This window comes from Flavobacterium flavipallidum (assembly GCF_038289905.1).
Lineage (GTDB): Bacteria > Bacteroidota > Bacteroidia > Flavobacteriales > Flavobacteriaceae > Flavobacterium > Flavobacterium flavipallidum.
The window spans coordinates 14,222-31,579 of sequence record NZ_JBBYHU010000029.1 but is presented as its reverse complement, the minus strand read 5'-3'; the positions used below and the strand labels follow the sequence as shown (position 1 = coordinate 31,579).

The 17,358-nt window shown below is 31.8% G+C and carries 15 protein-coding genes; 11 read left to right on the top strand and 4 right to left on the bottom strand.

Annotated features, from left to right (window positions below):
• Positions 1 to 75: 75 nt before the first annotated feature.
• Together AAEO59_RS12870 and AAEO59_RS12865 are read left to right on the top strand one after the other, a co-directional pair.
• On the top strand, positions 76 to 435 hold the full coding sequence (locus AAEO59_RS12870) for a four helix bundle protein (RefSeq protein ID WP_341701156.1): 360 nt from the start codon (positions 76 to 78) through the stop codon (positions 433 to 435).
• Between the two features lie 39 nt (positions 436 to 474).
• Entirely contained in the window at positions 475 to 1,503 is a 1,029-nt protein-coding gene (locus AAEO59_RS12865) for a COX15/CtaA family protein (protein ID WP_341701155.1), read from the top strand.
• Positions 1,504 to 1,574: 71 nt separating this feature from the next.
• Here AAEO59_RS12865 and AAEO59_RS12860 read toward each other — a convergent pair whose 3' ends face one another.
• On the bottom strand, positions 1,575 to 2,180 hold the full coding sequence (locus tag AAEO59_RS12860) for a thioredoxin family protein (RefSeq protein WP_341701154.1): 606 nt from the start codon (positions 2,178 to 2,180) through the stop codon (positions 1,575 to 1,577).
• Positions 2,181 to 2,192: 12 nt separating this feature from the next.
• Positions 2,193 to 2,669, bottom strand: coding sequence for a TlpA family protein disulfide reductase (locus AAEO59_RS12855; protein WP_341701153.1), 477 nt, complete (start codon positions 2,667 to 2,669; stop codon positions 2,193 to 2,195).
• A gap of 1,187 nt (positions 2,670 to 3,856) precedes the next feature.
• On the opposite strand from AAEO59_RS12855, the gene AAEO59_RS12850 reads away from it, so the two are divergent.
• The 8 genes from AAEO59_RS12850 (at position 3,857) to AAEO59_RS12815 (ending at position 11,554) form a co-directional block, all read left to right on the top strand.
• Entirely contained in the window at positions 3,857 to 4,414 is a 558-nt protein-coding gene (locus AAEO59_RS12850; protein ID WP_341701152.1) for a sugar O-acetyltransferase, read from the top strand.
• A 4-nt stretch (positions 4,415 to 4,418) separates the two neighbouring features.
• Positions 4,419 to 4,808, top strand: coding sequence for an SMU1112c/YaeR family gloxylase I-like metalloprotein (gene gloA2 / locus AAEO59_RS12845; protein WP_341701151.1), 390 nt, complete (start codon positions 4,419 to 4,421; stop codon positions 4,806 to 4,808).
• Between the two features lie 182 nt (positions 4,809 to 4,990).
• Positions 4,991 to 6,265: a chloride channel protein gene (locus tag AAEO59_RS12840; protein WP_341701150.1), complete on the top strand. Its 1,275-nt coding sequence runs from the start codon at positions 4,991 to 4,993 to the stop codon at positions 6,263 to 6,265.
• Between the two features lie 11 nt (positions 6,266 to 6,276).
• Positions 6,277 to 6,879, top strand: coding sequence for an HPP family protein (locus AAEO59_RS12835; protein WP_341701149.1), 603 nt, complete (start codon positions 6,277 to 6,279; stop codon positions 6,877 to 6,879).
• Between the two features lie 104 nt (positions 6,880 to 6,983).
• Positions 6,984 to 7,520: an IS1096 element passenger TnpR family protein gene (locus tag AAEO59_RS12830; RefSeq protein WP_341701148.1), complete on the top strand. Its 537-nt coding sequence runs from the start codon at positions 6,984 to 6,986 to the stop codon at positions 7,518 to 7,520.
• Positions 7,521 to 7,617: 97 nt separating this feature from the next.
• On the top strand, positions 7,618 to 8,676 hold the full coding sequence (locus tag AAEO59_RS12825) for a nucleoid-associated protein (protein ID WP_341701147.1): 1,059 nt from the start codon (positions 7,618 to 7,620) through the stop codon (positions 8,674 to 8,676).
• A gap of 259 nt (positions 8,677 to 8,935) precedes the next feature.
• On the top strand, positions 8,936 to 9,112 hold the full coding sequence (locus AAEO59_RS12820) for a hypothetical protein (RefSeq protein ID WP_341701146.1): 177 nt from the start codon (positions 8,936 to 8,938) through the stop codon (positions 9,110 to 9,112).
• Between the two features lie 78 nt (positions 9,113 to 9,190).
• On the top strand, positions 9,191 to 11,554 hold the full coding sequence (locus AAEO59_RS12815) for a GAF domain-containing protein (RefSeq protein ID WP_341701145.1): 2,364 nt from the start codon (positions 9,191 to 9,193) through the stop codon (positions 11,552 to 11,554).
• Here the strand turns inward: AAEO59_RS12815 and AAEO59_RS12810 are convergent.
• Entirely contained in the window at positions 11,551 to 12,741 is a 1,191-nt protein-coding gene (locus tag AAEO59_RS12810) for a Pycsar system effector family protein (RefSeq protein ID WP_341701144.1), read from the bottom strand. The two genes, AAEO59_RS12815 and AAEO59_RS12810, sit on opposite strands and share 4 nt — an antisense overlap.
• A gap of 25 nt (positions 12,742 to 12,766) precedes the next feature.
• On the opposite strand from AAEO59_RS12810, the gene AAEO59_RS12805 reads away from it, so the two are divergent.
• Positions 12,767 to 16,489: a metallophosphoesterase gene (locus AAEO59_RS12805; RefSeq protein WP_341701143.1), complete on the top strand. Its 3,723-nt coding sequence runs from the start codon at positions 12,767 to 12,769 to the stop codon at positions 16,487 to 16,489.
• On the opposite strand, the gene AAEO59_RS12800 is transcribed toward AAEO59_RS12805, so the two are convergent.
• The gene (locus AAEO59_RS12800) at positions 16,486 to 17,346 is read right to left on the bottom strand and encodes a hypothetical protein (RefSeq protein WP_341701142.1); all 861 of its coding nucleotides are present in this window, start codon (positions 17,344 to 17,346) and stop codon (positions 16,486 to 16,488) included. The genes AAEO59_RS12805 and AAEO59_RS12800 overlap by 4 nt on opposite strands.
• Positions 17,347 to 17,358: the final 12 nt, after the last annotated feature.

Sequence of the window (17,358 nt, the reverse complement as noted above, 5' to 3'; positions counted from 1 at the left end):
AGTCGCTAAGGGACAAAGTTTCAATGTTTATCCCTAAAGTTGCATACAAGATTGGATATTAAATTTTTATTGAAAATGAAAACATTTAGAGATTTACAAGTTTGGCAAAAAGCAAAGGTATTAGTTACCAAATGCTATTCGATTACTTCAAACTTTCCTAAAGAAGAACTTTTCAGCTTAACTTCACAGATTAGAAGAAGTTCTATTTCAATTCCAAGTAATATTGCAGAAGGATTTGGCAGAGATACAAACAAAGATTATATTCGATTCTTAACTATATCACTCGGATTCTTATTTGAATTTCAAACACAAATTGAAATAGCTTACAATTTAAAATACATTGATGAAGATAATTTCAATTTAATATATAATGACAGTAGAGAAGTTGAAAGAATGTTAAGTTCTTTTATTCGAAAAATAAAAGAGACTTTGTAACTCTGAGACTTTGAAACTTTGAAACCCTAATAAAAGAAAATGAAAAAAGAAAACAAAGCAGTAATTATCTGGTTATTTTCAGGTTGTTTATTAATATTTTTAATGGTTGTTGTGGGTGGAATCACCAGATTAACTAATTCTGGATTATCGATGACCGACTGGCATTTAGGTAAAGATACTTTCCCTCCTCTTACTGAAGCGAAATGGCAGGAAGCTTTTGAACACTACAAGCAATTTCCGGAATACCAAAAAATCAATCAGTTCAAAGACGGTGGTTTCTCACTTTCTGATTACAAACAAATCTATTTTTGGGAATGGTTTCACCGATTTATCGCCCGAATTCTTGGGATTGTTTTCATGATCCCTTTTGTATGGTTTTTAATTAAAAAGAAACTGGATAAACCAACTATCAAAAAATCGATTATCCTTCTAGGGATGGGAGCTTTACAAGGCTTCTTTGGCTGGTTCATGGTGAAAAGCGGATTAATTAATGATCCTGATGTGAGCCATTTCAGATTGGCACTTCACCTGACTTTTGCCTTTGTAACCTTTGCCTACACTCTTTGGGTAGCTTTAGATTTAATTTATCCGGTAAAACGAAATGTTGAAAAAACACTTCGCAATATCGCCAGATGGGCTTTATTTTTCTTGTTAGTTCAAATTATCTACGGTGGTTTTGTCGCGGGTTTAAATGCCGGTTTAATCCACAATCATTGGCCTTTAATGAGTGACGGACAATTTATTCACGACAGTGTTTTTCTTGAAAAAGACAGCCTTTTATTAAGTTTTACCGAAGGAAAAAGTGGTGTACAATTCGTTCACAGAACCTTAGCTTATGTAGTAACAGGCTTCATCCTATTTTTGTATTTTACAAGCAAAAAATACAATTTAGACTTCAATCAGAAAAAAGGAATTCAATCATTAGTTTTTCTAGTGTTTGTTCAATTTGCACTAGGAGTTTTCACCTTACTTTACGGAGTTCCGCTATGGTTAGGATTAATCCATCAGGTAAATGCATTTTTCCTTCTATCTGCAATGACTTATAGCTTGCACCGATTGTCAAAATAGGTAAAAAATAAAAAACCGAAAAAATAATATAAACTATTTTTTCGGTTTTTTATTTATTCAAAACTAAAGGATTATTTCTTTGCTTTAATCCCGCATCCAATAGCTTTAGTAAGTTCCGGAGAGGGAGTTTTTCCACTTTCTAAGGCAGCAATAGCATTCTCAAGATATTTTTCTTTTACATCAGCTGCGCTATCCACATTATCATCAATAGCTCCAATATAACGTACTACTCTATTTTTATCTAATAGGAATACATGAGGCGTTTTAGTTGCACCATATTGCGGATAAATCTTTTGTCCGTCATCAAACAAATAAGGAAATACAAATCCTTTTTCTTTGGCGCGTTGCTGCATCATTTCAAAACTATCCGTAGGCTCAAGAGCTGGATCATTCGGATTAATAGCTAGTAGAACATATCCTTTGGATTTGTATTTTTTAGCTAAATCATTAATTCGATCTTCGTATTTTTTTGCAAACGGACAATGGTTACAGGTAAAAACCACTATAAAGCCTTTTGCTTTCTTATAATCAGACATACTATACATTTTCCCATCAACTGATTTTAATTTAAAATCAGTTGCCGTATCACCTATTTTATAGCCCAAAGTAGGAACAATTGTAAAAGCTGATACTGCGACAACAACTGTAAACAATAATAAAGCTGCTATTTTTTTCATAATTTAAATATGTTAATTAATAATTGAATTGATATATTGATTTAATTCTTCATAATTTGAAAACATCTTTTCAACAAATTTCCTCTTGTTCTTAGTTATGACTAAAGTAGCCGGAATTGATCCTGACCAATCTTTATCAACCATCGAAAGCCAGCTATTATAATCCTTATCAGTAAGCAAAACTACTTCTGAAGCTATCTTATTTTTTTCTAAAAAAGGGAGTAATTTAGACTCATATTGATTCTTAAAATCCAGACTAACTAATACTACTTTTAGATTTTTATTCTCTGAATTGAGCTTCTCAAAAAGGGGCAATTCTTCTACACAAGGCGGGCACCAAGTCGCCCAAAAATTGACTACATAAGTTGTTTTCTCATCACTCAAAACTGTCTTTTCTAAATCAGAATAGGAATCAAAAATAGCTACTTTTTGAGCTTGAATTTGAATTGAAAAAACGAATAAAAACACCAACAAAAAAGTGTACTTCATAACTAAAAATTTGTTTTTAGACACAAACGAATTTACAATCTTTAAATCGTTTTCCTTACTTCATTAACAAAAAATTATTACTGATCAACAACAAAAACAACACCAAAAACCACCATAAAAAAACAAACCAAAACCATCAAAACAACGCATTTTAAAAGCTTAAAAACTTCGTTCAAACCAGCCTTTTTTACCTCTAAAAAAGTACTGTTTTCCGACTCAAATTTTGAAGAGTTTTCAGGTCAATTTCTCCTCAAAAAAGCAGCACAAAAAAAATCTAAAAAAAGACATAAAAAAGACATAAAAAAACCTCAAAAAATCAACTTTTAAAAATATAAAACACAACTGAAAATTGAATCAAAAATTCACCTCTAAAACATATCTAAAAAAATACTTCTAAAAAAATACTTCTAAAAAAAAGAACATCTCTAAATCATTTACATCTACCATTTATTTAGATAATAAAACATCAAAAAAAAACAAGTACAATTCTAACATTCATTTTTTCAAAACCACGAACTAAAACCAACAAAACCTTATTGTTTTTCAAAAAAATAAAATTACTTTTAAAAAACTGTAACTTAAAAAATATGCAAATGTTTTGAAAGAAAACATGAAAGAAAACAACAAGCTAATTCCATGAAAAAACTACTAAAAAGCCTTCAAAACTTCAAAAAAACAACCATAGAAATAATCTATAACACATGTTTACAAAATTGCATACCAGTAATTTAAAAATATTAATTTAAATAATAAGTTTAACTAATTGATTTTAACGAAAAAGCATCAAAAAAACTCAAAAGAAACTAACAGTTTAAAAAAAACAAAAAACAACATTATCAAAAAGTATCATAACCTAAACAATTACTTTAAGTTTTATAACCCAAAAAAGCAATCCAACAAAAAAACCAATTCCTTCAAAAAAGAAAAAGCTCCCCCTTCTTTCAAACCTATAAAACCAAACTCAAGAGTTGATATAGCGACAAACTTCCACTCCATTTTTTTAGCAATTATTTCATTTAAAAAATCCGAATTTCGTTTTTTAATTTATCTTTACGTGAAGCAAAAAAAAGGGCATTAAAACATCTTTTTCTAAATGACTTTTGAAGTTTAAAAAAAAGCTTTTTTAACCCCAAAAAAACAGCTCCAAAAGACATTAAAAAAAGACCTAAAAACAACCTGTGAAAAACATGAAAACAGAGCGCGAAAAAATGATTGAGGGAGACTATTATTTAGCCGGAGATCCATCACTTGTTAAAGACCGAAGAAGAGCTAAAATTTTACTCCACCGACTCAACATAACCGAATACCGAATGACCAAAAAAGCGAAGGAAATTTTAAAAGAGCTAATCCCAAATTCGGGTCCCAATTTATACATCGAACCACCTTTCCATTGTGATTATGGCTACAATATTATTTGCGGAGAAAATGTTTATTTCAATGTCAACTGCGTGGTTCTAGATTGTGCAAAAGTCAATATCGGATCCAATGTATTTATCGCTCCGGGAGTTCAACTTTACACCGCCAATCACCCGCTCGATGCCGAACTCAGAAGAACTCTTGAAAACGCTTTACCAATTACCATCGGAGACGATTGTTGGATAGGTGGCAATTCTATAATTTGCCCAGGAGTAAAAATTGGAAATGGTTGTGTTATTGGAGCTGGTTCAGTGGTCACAAAAGACATTCCTGACAATTCTCTTGCGGTTGGCAATCCGGCAAAAGTCATTCGAAAACTCAATCAATAAAAAAATGCTTCAACTCAGTCACATTCACCATATCGCAATTATTTGTTCTGATTACGAAAAATCAAAACAATTCTACACAGAGATACTTGGATTAAAAATCATCAATGAAGTATTTCGTGAAGAACGACAATCCTACAAACTCGATTTGGCACTAAACAACAATTACTGTATTGAATTATTTTCATTCCCCAATCCACCTGAAAGAGTCTCAAGACCGGAAGCCTGTGGATTACGGCATCTGGCTTTTGCCGTTGAAAATTTAGATAAAAATGTTTCATTTTTAAATTCAAAAAACATCTTTGCCGAGCCAATTCGAATTGACGAACTCACTCAAAAACGCTTTACTTTCATTAGCGACCCTGATTTATTACCAATAGAACTCTACGAACTCTAATATCTTAATTATTTCGAAACCTAAAAAAACCTTACAAAAAGAACGTTTCATTACAAAACACGATCAATAATCTAAATCAAAAACAGATTTCTCTATAGTTAAAAAAAACTTGTTTTTTGTTGCGAAAACGCAGGTTTTTAGTTTTTTTACATAATTTTGCCGTTCATTAAAGATTTCAAGTAATGAAAACTACTGCACAAATAAAAAAAAACTATCAACTTATCAAACTCAAAAAACTTGTAATCATCTCTCTTTTAATTGGTTTTCTTTCGGCTTTTTTAGGAATAAGCTTAAAAAAAATCACCGAATACTATGAAGAAATTTTCTTCCATCAATCCTATACAAATCCACTATTTCTGATATTCTTCCCTATTTTTGGACTTTCTGTAATTTATTTTCTGAGACTTTATATGTTCAAGAAAAAAGAAAACAAAGGCATTAAGGAAGTTTTTGAAAGCACTCAGAATAAAAACAAAAATTTACCGTCTTATAAAATTCCTTCGCATACCATAAACGGATTGTTAACGGTTATATTTGGCGGATCTACCGGTATCGAAGTTTCCACAGTTGTTGCAACAGCCACAATTGGTTCAGTTGCACAGCAAAAAGAAAATGTTTTCCGTCAATATAAAACTGAACTCATCTGCGCTGGAGTCGCTGCCGGAATCACTGCATTATTCAGCAGCCCAATTGCTGGAATTCTATTTGCTTTAGAAGTAATTTCAAAAAAAGTAACACGGGCTTTTGTAATTTCAAATCTAATCGCAGTAAGCATTGCTTTTGGGTTACTTATTATTTTAAACGAGAAACCCTTATTTGAGGTCACAATTAATACTTGGCACTTAAGCGCCTTCCCTTACTTTATTTTACTGGGTATTTTAGCAGGAATCAATTCGGTTTACCTTACCAAATGTGTTTTGTTTTTCAAATCCCATTTTGCAAAAATTGAAAAGCATTATTATAAAATCATCATTGGTTCAGTATTTTTAAGCATTTCTCTTTTTATATTTCCTCAATTATATGGCGAAGGTTATCATGCCATCAAAACCATTACTACTACCAATAACGAAATTCCTTTAACACTAAGTTTGGTTTTTACTTTTATAGGTGTTTTGCTCCTAAAACCCATCGTAACTTCGATTACCCTGGCTTCAGGTGGCGATGGTGGTGTTTTTGCCCCTAGCCTGTTTATTGGAGCTTTTCTTGGTTTATTAGTTGCTTCTGTACTTAATACCTTTTTTGACAACAATATCATCACGGTAAATTTTATAGTAATTGGCATGGCTGCCGTTTTAAGCGCCAGCATTCACGCTCCCTTTACAGCAATATTTCTTGTTTGCGGCCTAACCAACAACTACACGCTGTTCTTTCCGATTTTAACTGCTTGCTTAATTTCTAAATATACCGCAAAAATGATTTACCCTAAGACAGTTTACACTTTTGCACCAACTGTTTAAATTTAAAAATCATGCCAACAACTAAAATTAGACGTGGTTATCGCAAAACACGTTATATCTTATACAAAGAAACGCTAATTGATTACAAAGAACAATTCTGGTCTTTTTTAGGTTCTTTTATTGGAATAGGACTCATAGCTTATTTTCAAAGTCAGCAATTTTCGCATCAGGACGTAGTTTACCTTATTGGGTCATTTGGAGCTTCAAGTGTATTAGTTTACGGAATTATTGAAAGTCCGTTTTCACAGCCTCGAAATCTAATTGGCGGACATTTAATTTCGGCCTTCATCGGCGTGACTGTGCATCATTTATTTCCTGACACTATTTATATAGCCGCTCCATTAGCTGTTTCCTTATCGATAGTTTTAATGCAAATAACAAAAACACTCCATCCTCCCGGAGGAGCTACGGCTTTGATTGCAATTATTGGGACCCAAAAAATTAAAGACTTAGGTTACTGGTATGTACTTTCACCTGTATTAACAGGAGTGCTTATTTTATTTTTCACTGCTTTAATATTTAACAACATGACTTCCGGCCGTAAGTATCCTACACAGAGCCTTTCCCTCAAACGCCACTTCAAAACAGCAAAACGCATTAAACGTAGCAACTAATTACTCATCAAACACTTAATTGTTTTTTTAATAAAATTTCACAAATCACATTGGGATTAAAAAGGATTAAATGTACCTTTGGCTTTTTATAAAAAACAACGATTATGGTTTATAAATTTAGAGTAATCTTAGACGCGGAAGAAGATATTTTCAGAGACATCGCTATCTTAGAAGACGATACATTAGAAGATTTACACAATGCTATCTTTAATTCCTTTGGTTTTGATGGTATGGAAGTAGCTTCTTTTTACACTTGCGATGACACCTGGAACCAGGAAGATGAAATTTCTCTTTTTGATACAGGAGATGTACCTGGAGAGCAACGCATCATGAGTGATTATAAACTTTCGGATATTCTTGACGAAGAAAACACGAAAATCATCTATGTTTATGATTTTATCAACATGTGGACTTTCTTAGTAGAGCTTGCTGCAATTGAAGAACAAACTGCCGGAGCTATTTATCCAGAAACTTTGTTTGCACATGGTGAAATGCCGGATGAAGCTTTAGAAAAAAACTTTGAAGCAGATGATGACGATTTCTATAATGAATTCGAAGATGGCCTAGACGATGATGATATGGACATGTTTGAAGGAGACGACAGCTACGAAGATTACGGATTTGAAGAAAATTGGAACTAGAATAACCCGATAAAAAACTTATTCAGGAGCCAAGATGAAAGACCTCAAATAACCGTCTTTTTTCTTGGCTCTCGCATCTAAAACACATATACCAAAGATGATCAACTTATTCAACGCACACATCGAGACACTTTCTATTCACAGAGTAGGAAATAAAAGCCGCAATGAGGCTATCTTTTTATCAGAGCAACCTTTTAGCCTGCAAGATGAAATTGTTCCGCTAATCAAAGAATTCTTCTTAAAACCTTTCAGAGAAAAAGAAGAAAACTATTATCAGTATGCACATGAAGTAGATTTAGATTACAACGACATGTACAAATACACAACTGAAATTTTTGACAACCCGGCTAATATGCACGAGGTTTCAAAAAAAATCACTAAACACTTATTTGAACAATCTAATCACCCGCATATTAAAAACGGGGAAGTTTATGTAGCTCATATTACTAATGTAAACATCGATAATACTCCTGTAGATGCTATAGGAATTTTTAAAAGTGAATTACAAAGCGACTTTTTACAATTTGAAGAAAAATCATCCAATTTGGAAATGATTTTGCAACAAGGAATCAATTTAAATAAATTAGACAAAGGCTGTTTAATTTTCAATCACAAAAAAGAGGAAGGTTATAAAATCCTAACTGTTGACAGCAACCGTTACGATGCCCGTTACTGGTTAGAGCATTTCCTTTCGGTAGATGCTTTTGAAGACGAAAACTTCATTACTAAAAAATATTTGAAATTTTGTCAGGGCTTTGCTAAAGATGTTGTTTTTCCTGCCGAAGACAAAAAAGAAGAAGTGATGTTCATGAACCGTTCGGTAAACTATTTTGCCAAAAATGATGAATTTGAAGAAACTGAATTCTTAAATGAAGTTTTAGACAATCCGGATTTGATTCCTGAATTCAAAAACTACAAAGTTGACAAAGGAGAAAAATACAGTATTGAAGATGTTACTTCATTCCCAATTGCCAATGCTGCTGTTAGTGACGCCAGAAAATCAATTAAAAACGTCATTAACTTAGACACTAATATTCAGATAAAAATGGATTTCATCAATCCGGAAAGCGCTGAAAAATTTGTAGAAAAAGGATGGGATGAAGAAAAACAGATGTATTATTACTTAGTTTACTTCAACAAAGAACAAAAATCATAATAAACTAACTTAGGTTATCTATACAACAGATCTCCAATTGCTTAGCAGTTGGAGATTTTTTTTTTAGATTACATTAAAACAAAATAAGTTTATACTTATGAAAACTTAAAAAAAATGCCTTTTGTCGACTTTTTAAGTTGTATAATCTATGTTTTTATAATTTTATACAGCTCAAAATCAATTAACTCACCTACAATTGCTACAAATGAAAGTGCCATTCACCAGTAAAAGGATTTTATGTTCCATTTTTGGCCATAAAATGATTACCTCAAGAAACATTACCAATCATTTGAAAGAATACAAATGTTCAGTATGTCAAATGGAATTAACTAATAATGAAGAAGGAGCTATAACCTCTCTTACACCTGAATTAAAAGAAATCAACGAAGCTCTAGTTCATTTCTACCAAAAGAAACTTAAACTGAAACAACATTAAAAAACAAATTGGCGACACTTTTAAATAAGACCACTTAAAAGATAATTCCTTATTTTTGTATACTAAACAAGAAGTAAGATGAATGAACGTTTATTTAAAGAGAGCCCTTTTAAAACCTTAATTTCTTTTCATAAACTTATCGAGGCACTGGAAGAAATTGCACTATCAGATGTTGATTATCGCTCTAATTATGCCAAATCATTATTAAAAGAAATTGAACATATTCCGGAATTCAGAAGCGGGATTGAAGACTTTTCTATTATTACTGAGAATAAAAAACTCATCAAATACTTACTTTCAGATTTATTCCCTACTGCTCTTAGCAATAATGAGATTAAAGCTGTTGCCATTCCTTTTCAAAATATCACTTTTAATTACACTAAAAGATTTAAAAAAATCATTAAAAACGCTGGTGATTTTGACTTAAACATACGTGATTTTAATGAAGACCAATTTTATGTTTTAAGTTGTATTTTGATTTTAAACGCCTATTATAATCAAAATTTTGACTACAACAAACCCTTATTTTATGATATTCCAGATGCTAATGGTGTAATCTACCATTACCGTATTTTGTATAATGCTGATTTTATTGAAATATATCCATTAACAGAAGCTCCAAATCTTACTCCGGAGGATATTGATGAATTAATGGACAACTTTGATAATGTGGCTCTATGGAGAGAAAAATTTCCATTAGAAAGTTGGGTTTTAAAAGGTTTTGGAATCATAAGTCTATTTGATGCCACAAAAGAAACCGCTATCTCAAATTTAAAAAGTAATCTTTTAAAAAGAGATAAAAAGAAAAATCATGAAGACAAATCTGTTGAAAATATTTTCAGATCTTTTTTTAAAATCCCTGATTTGAGATTTGGCATCAGTCTATACAATGACAACGATAAAAAGTTTACCAAATTGCCCTTTGAAAAAGCAAATATGGGCAGTTTCATACTGCACAATGAAAAAGAAATGGAATGCTGCAATATTTTTCAGGGTTGTTCATTGAACAGCTTATTAGATTCTAAAGAAATCTTTACGATATCTAATGTTGAAAATTACGCCAAAATTCCCGGTAATGAAAAATTTGCAGCCGTTTTATTAAATCAAAATATCAAAAGCTGCATCTTTGCTCCTATCGTAAAAGAAGACAAATTACTTGGTGTGATCGAACTGGTTTCAGCTACTCCCAGACAATTAAACAGTATCAATGCTAATAACCTCAATTTAATACTGCCTAACATTGTAAATACTCTTGAGAGTTACGAAGCTGATTACCAAAACCAAATTGAAGCAATTATTCAACGCGAATACACTGCTATCCATTCTAGCGTTTATTGGAAATTTAAAGATGAAGCACAAAAATATTTCCAAACTAAAGACAACAATCAAGACTACAATTTTAAAGAAATTGTTTTCAAAGAAGTTTTTCCGCTCTATGGACAAATTGACATTAATGGTTCGTCTGAACATCGTAACAATACTGTAAAAGAAGATTTGAAACTTCAATTACAGAGTATTTTAGACATTTTTGAAAAATCAAAAACCATACATAAAATTCCGTTATTAGAGCAACGAAAATTTGAATTAATCTCTTTCTACTCTGAACTCGATAAAGAACTCAAAGCAGATACTGAACAACAAATTCAAAATTATATCGAAAAAGAAATTCATCCTTTGTTGAATAATGCTATTATCAACAAAGAGGATCAATCTCTTATAGCAACTTACTTTGAAAATCTGGATCCAAAAACCAATCTTTTCTACTTTGCCCGAAAACAATTTGATGAAGCTATGGCTATCATCAACAAAAAAATGGCAGCTGTTTTAGATCAGGAACAATACGAAGCGCAAAGCATTTTTCCGCATTATTACGAACGCTTTAAAACCGATGGAGTTGAACATAATTTATACATAGGAGCTTCAATCACGCCTAATCAATCTTTTGATTTAATTTACCTGAGCAATCTAAGATTATGGCAATTACAAACTTTATGCAAAATGGAATTAGAACACCATCGCTTAAAAAAAGTTTTGCCTTATACTTTAGAAGTTAGCTCCTTAATTTTAGTTTTCAGTTCTCCTATTTCTATCCGATTTAGAATGGACGAAAAACGTTTTGATGTTGACGGAACTTACAATGCCCGCTATGAAGTGGTTAAAAAACGCATTGATAAAGCCAATATCAAAGGAACTAAAGAAAGAATCACTCAAAAAGAAAAAATCACCATTGTATATTCACATCAAAATGAAGAGGCGGAATATCTTAAATACATCAAATTTCTTCAGTACAAAAATATTCTTGAACCAGAAATTGAACAATTTGAAGTGGAAGAATTACAAGGTGTTTATGGTCTAAAAGCCATCCGTATTCAGGTTAAAAATACAGATGAAACTTTAGAAACTAACTATACTTACAAGGAACTATTAGGCTCATTGCATTAAACTCTTGTACCTTGAAACGCCAGAAAAAAAGCTAAAAACGAAACAATTATTCCAAACATAAAAATATTATAGGTAATGCGAAGCAATTTGTATTTTCGCTCTAAAACAACACCCAAGAAATACAAATCTTTGATCATTGAATTGTACAAATAAGTATTATCATTCATCATTTCGTTAACCGCCCATTCGTATTCATCAAGTGGCATTTTGTAAAAATTACCAAAAAACAATAAGTTAACCTTTCTGTCTTCTATATCTTTTCGGGTAAATGTACCACTGGTCACCTTAGGTCTGGTAGATAAAATGGCAAAAACAATACAAGTAACACTAAATGTCAACAAAATAAAAGTTGGGATAACTAAATGTGCATTACTTGGACTGTCTAATTTAGGCACAATCGAAGACAAAGCTATAGAGATAATAATCGCATTAACAGATAACAAAATATTCGCCTTACTATCAGCAATTCCACTCAATCGGGTATGATTACTCAAGGTAACTCTAAATAAAGTATCTATACCTCTATCTGGCTTTTTGGTTTTGTTTAACTTCTCTTCTTTATTCTTCTTTGTTTTCCCCCCAGATTTATCTTCTTCCATTTTTGTGATTTTTTCCTTTATTAAGCTAATATTTTTTTCTTTCAAAGCTTGCCAATTATTTATTGCATAATCTGTATAATAATGATGACACTGGGTAAGCACATTTAAATTTTCCTTTGCCCATTCTAAATCGGTTGCTTTTTTATGCTTAAGCTCTTCCCATTCGCCTCTTAAAAGTTCACATTTATCACAATAGTTCTCAAAGGAGAAATGATAAAAATCGGCATCTTTAATTATTTTTTGACCTATAGTCTTAGGAACAAATTGATATTTTGTAGCTACAATTATTTCGTTAACCGCAGCAATATATTCCGCTGATTTACCTACTTTTTCTAAATAATCTGAAGCAATCTTAACACTACTATCTTCATGATTTTCAAAACCTTCCACATATCCTGTATCATGAAACCAGGCTGCTACTTCTAAAATCTCCTTTTCTGATGAACTTAGATTTTCTTTTTCAGAAAGCAATTTAACGGCATTAACCACATCAGAAGTATGATTAAAATTATGATAAATAAATGAACTGGAAAGTTTATCTTTGAGTAAATTATAAACAAAATCCTGTACTTGTTCTGTAAAGTTCATAAGTGATTTTTTATACTACTAAATTATGAAATTGTTTTCGGTTATGCGATTCTTAAAAATCAAAATATTTTTCTCCTCCTTTTTTCTTCTTATTTCATGTGCTACCTATCATTCACAATTAGGAAAAGATGCCGCAAAAAACCTTACTATAAACGACAAGGAGACTGCTAAAATTGCCCACCGCTTTTTTTTAATTGGTGATGCCGGCAATGCCGATCAGGAAAACGCTCAAAAAATCCTAAAGGCGCTACAAGAACAACTTCAACAAGCTGATAAAAATACTACGTTGTTATTTCTGGGCGACAATATTTACCCAAAAGGTATGCCTAGTGAAAAAAAACAAAAAGAATACAACATTGCTTTAGAAAAACTAACAAAACAGTTGGCTATTTCTAAAGGTTTCAAAGGAAAAACGATATTCATCCCAGGGAATCATGATTGGTATTCAGGAATTAGCGGACTTAAACGTCAGGAAAAGATAGTAAACCAATATCTTGCTGATAAAAAAGCCTTTCTTCCTGCTGATGGTTGCCCTATTGATACTAAAAAAATAAATGACCAAGTTTGCCTGATTACCATTGACAGCCAATGGTTCCTGGAAGATTGGGACAAAATCCCAAATATCAACAACGATTGCAACATTAAAACCCGTGAAGCTTTTTTTGAAGAACTAGAAAGTATCCTCAATAAAAACGAAGATAAAACTGTTTTATTAGCTATTCATCATCCCTTGATGAGTAACGGAACTCATGGCGGACAATTTTCTCTTGAAAAACAGCTTTTCCCATTAGAACAAAAAATTCCGTTGCCTGTAATAGGTTCTTTTGTTAATTTCTTAAGAAAGACATCAGGCATTAGTCCGCAGGATATTCAAAACAAACAATACCAAATTTTAGTAAAACGTATTAAAACACTTCTACAGAATCAGGACAATGTAATTGTAATATCGGGTCACGATCACAATTTGCAATACATCGAAAATGAAAACATCAAACAGATTATAAGTGGGGCTGGGTCAAAATCAGAAGCTGCACGCGCTATTTATCCAAATGATTTTTCCTATGGCAAAAATGGTTTTGCAACCTTAACTGTTTATACTAATGGAAAATCGGTAGTTTCTTTTTATGGTATAGAAAATAATGAAACAACAACACTGTTTCAAAAAACAATTTTAGATAACCCAAAAACACCTCAAGTTACCTATTCCAATACATTCCAAAAAACGATCAAATCATCTATTTATACTGATAAAATGACCCAAAAAAGTATAGTTCACAACTTTCTTTTTGGAAAACATTATCGTCAATACTACAGCACTTTAATAGATGCCAACACCGCCACTTTAGATAGTCTTTATGGTGGGCTTACGCCAATAAGAGCCGGAGGAGGACATCAGTCAAAATCGCTACGTCTGGTAGATAAAAATGGTAAAGAGTATGCGATGCGTGCTTTAAAAAAGAGTGTTAATCGTTTTTTACAAAATGTAGCTTTCAAAGACCAATATGTAGAAAATCAATTTGAAAACACTTATGCAGAAAATTTTTTATATGATTTTTATACTACCTCGCATCCTTACACACCTTTGGCTGTGGGAAATTTAGCTGACAAAATTGGTGTTTTCCACAACAACCCTAAACTATTTTATATACCAAAACAAAACACTTTAGGGAATTTCAACAACAATTTTGGTGATGAACTTTATTATATTGAAGAAAGAGCTGATGATAGTCAAAAGGATTTAAACAGCTTTGGAAAAGCTGATGCTATTATAGGTACTGACGAATTGTTAGAAAATTTACAAAAAGACGAAAAGTACATCATTGACGAAAGCGAATACATCAAAGCCCGATTGTTTGATATGCTTATTGGTGATTGGGACAGGCATTTTGACCAATGGCGCTGGGCAGAATACAAAACCCCAGATAAAATAATTTACAAACCCATTCCACGTGATCGCGATCAAGCTTTTTCTAAATACGATGGAACTTTATTGTCTTTAATAATGAATATTCCTGCTTTGCGTCATATGCAAAGTTTTAAAAATGATATTAAAAATGTAAAATGGTTCAACCGTGAACCTTACCCTTTAGACTTAGCATTACTAAAAAATGCCGAAGAAAAAGATTGGATTGCTCAGGCAAAATATATTCAGGAAAACGTAACCGATTTAGCTATAGAAACAGCTTTTAGCAATCTTCCAAAAGAAGTTCAGGATAAGACAATTATTGCAATTATTGACAAACTAAAAAACAGAAAATCACAACTTGTTAACTATGCTACCCAATACAATCGGGTGTTGCATAAAACGGTAATCATCGTTGGTACCAATAAAAAAGATCGTTTTGACATTAATCCGATTTCAAAAAATGAAGTTGCGATTTCGGTTTTTAGAATAAAAAAAGAAACTGAGGAATTGGTTTACACCAAAACATTTTATTCGCATGAAACTCTAAATATCTGGGTGTACGGCTTAGATGATGATGATATTTTTAATTTACAAAGCCATCAAAAATCAGCAATTAAAATTAAATTAATCGGAGGTCAGGATAACGATAATTACAACATTTCGAATGGAAAAAATATTAGCATTATCGATTTTAAAACCAAAAAGAATAGTTTTTCAATTACACCTAACACCAAAAAATTATTAACGGATGATTATGAAACTAATTTTTATAATTATCAAAAACCTAAATACAATGCTTTTTCAGGTTTGCCTTCTGTAGGAGCAAACCCTGATGATGGTTTAAAACTTGGTTTTGTAGCTAATTATATGGTCAATCATTTTAAACAAAATCCTTACACTTTTAAACATAGTCTCAAAGCAAATTACTATTTCGCTACGGAGGGTTTTGAATTCAATTATCATTTTGATGCTCCAAAGTTAATAGGCAAATGGAATTTTGGTTTTGACTCACAATTTACCAGTCCTAATTTTGTCATTAACTATTTTGGCTTCGGTAATAATACGGTTAATGAAGATGAAATCAGTGGTATGAATTACAACAGAGTTCATGTAAGTATGCTAAAATTTGCTCCAAAATTAGAAAGAAAAGGTAGATTAGGAAGCAGCATCAGTTTTCAACTTGCTTATGAAAATTTTGATGTCGAAAAAACTCTGGGACGTTTCATTGCTATAACCAATATTGTGAATCCAAATATTTTTAAAAACCAACAATTTGGTGGTTTAACAGCTCAATATAGCTACGAAAATTATGACATTCCGTCGCTTCCTACTATGGGAATGGGATTTTTAATTTCGGCAAATTGGAAAATGAATTTAACTAACAGTAAACAAAATTTCCCAACATTAGAATCTAAAATTAATTTCAACCACAAAATAGATCGTCAGGGAAGTATCGTTTTTGCAACTTTGCTTAAAGCAAAAGCCATTTTGAACAATAATTTTGAATTCTATCAAGGTGCTGCATTGGGAGGAGATTATGATTTGAGAGGTTTTAGAAATCAACGTTTTCTAGGGAATCAATCCTACTTTCAAAGCAGTGATTTGCGTTTTTCCATTGGAAAAATTAAAAGAAGTATTGTCCCGATGTCCTATGGCTTTTTTGGAGGATATGACTACGGAAGAGTTTGGCTAAATGGTGAAAATTCAAATAAATGGCATCAGGCTGTAGGTGGTGGATTATGGCTAAACGGACTTAATACGGTAACTGCCCGATTATCTTATTTTAAAGCCTCAGCAGATGATGAAGCCCGTATAGCTTTTGGGATAGGATTTGGTTTTTAATCTAAGGTTAACTGATATACCTTTCCTCCTATCTTTTTTGTTTTTTCATCGGCAATTAAAAGCGTTTTATTGTCTTTGAAACAAATGGCTTCTTTTTGAGAAAAATGATCTAACTGAACATTTTTCATAGCTCCATTAAAAAAATTATCTGAAGTAAAATTTTCAAAAACCCATATTTGACTGTGGCATAACAAGACTACTTTTTTTTCATCCGGACTTATTGTTGCACTAGTTATCGCTGCATGCTGAAAATCACCTTCGACTTTAAATTTCCCTAATAACTGAGCCTGATGAAATCCTTGCTTGTTAGGAACTTTATATAAGAAAGTAGTTCCATCAAATCCTTTACTTCTGTTTTTAGTAAAAAGGTAAAAATTATTTTTATACATCACAAAAGCCTCGACATCATAAAAAAGTTCGCGCTTTTTAGGAGGAAATTCGGTTTGCTCCGGATAGGCAAAACTGATTTTATAGCTTGGCACTACAGCATTCTTTCCTAATGAATCTTTATCTATTTTATAAATTGCCAAATCTTTTCTTTCATTAGCATTATTACCAAAATCACCGATGTACAGATTGTCTTCTTTATCTTTTGTAATATCTTCCCAATCTATATTTTCCGTTTGGGAAATAATGATTTTTCGTTGTTGCTGCCCTTTATCATCCACACCATAAATAGCATTTTCATTTCCACTATCTTCCAGCATCCAATTCAAACCGGAACGTTCATCAAAGACGATTCCGGAAACTTCTTTTAGCTGTTTTGGTAAAGAATAAAGTTCATTTATAAGGGAAGATTCTCTTTGACAAAAAGCCAAAAAAGAGGATAATAAAAGGATAGATATTGTTTTTTTCATTTTGAAATAATC

Excerpts from the sequence above, each read along its gene's own strand:
- AAEO59_RS12870 (WP_341701156.1), top strand. The coding sequence starts at position 76 with ATGAAAACATTTAGAGATTTACAAGTTTGGCAAAAAGCAAAGGTATTA.
- AAEO59_RS12865 (WP_341701155.1), top strand. The coding sequence starts at position 475 with ATGAAAAAAGAAAACAAAGCAGTAATTATCTGGTTATTTTCAGGTTGT.
- AAEO59_RS12860 (WP_341701154.1), bottom strand. The coding sequence starts at position 2,180 with ATGAAAAAAATAGCAGCTTTATTATTGTTTACAGTTGTTGTCGCAGTA.
- AAEO59_RS12855 (WP_341701153.1), bottom strand. The coding sequence starts at position 2,669 with ATGAAGTACACTTTTTTGTTGGTGTTTTTATTCGTTTTTTCAATTCAA.
- AAEO59_RS12850 (WP_341701152.1), top strand. The coding sequence starts at position 3,857 with ATGAAAACAGAGCGCGAAAAAATGATTGAGGGAGACTATTATTTAGCC.
- gloA2 (WP_341701151.1), top strand. The coding sequence starts at position 4,419 with ATGCTTCAACTCAGTCACATTCACCATATCGCAATTATTTGTTCTGAT.
- AAEO59_RS12840 (WP_341701150.1), top strand. The coding sequence starts at position 4,991 with ATGAAAACTACTGCACAAATAAAAAAAAACTATCAACTTATCAAACTC.
- AAEO59_RS12835 (WP_341701149.1), top strand. The coding sequence starts at position 6,277 with ATGCCAACAACTAAAATTAGACGTGGTTATCGCAAAACACGTTATATC.
- AAEO59_RS12830 (WP_341701148.1), top strand. The coding sequence starts at position 6,984 with ATGGTTTATAAATTTAGAGTAATCTTAGACGCGGAAGAAGATATTTTC.
- AAEO59_RS12825 (WP_341701147.1), top strand. The coding sequence starts at position 7,618 with ATGATCAACTTATTCAACGCACACATCGAGACACTTTCTATTCACAGA.
- AAEO59_RS12820 (WP_341701146.1), top strand. The coding sequence starts at position 8,936 with ATGATTACCTCAAGAAACATTACCAATCATTTGAAAGAATACAAATGT.
- AAEO59_RS12815 (WP_341701145.1), top strand. The coding sequence starts at position 9,191 with ATGAATGAACGTTTATTTAAAGAGAGCCCTTTTAAAACCTTAATTTCT.
- AAEO59_RS12810 (WP_341701144.1), bottom strand. The coding sequence starts at position 12,741 with ATGAACTTTACAGAACAAGTACAGGATTTTGTTTATAATTTACTCAAA.
- AAEO59_RS12805 (WP_341701143.1), top strand. The coding sequence starts at position 12,767 with ATGAAATTGTTTTCGGTTATGCGATTCTTAAAAATCAAAATATTTTTC.
- AAEO59_RS12800 (WP_341701142.1), bottom strand. The coding sequence starts at position 17,346 with ATGAAAAAAACAATATCTATCCTTTTATTATCCTCTTTTTTGGCTTTT.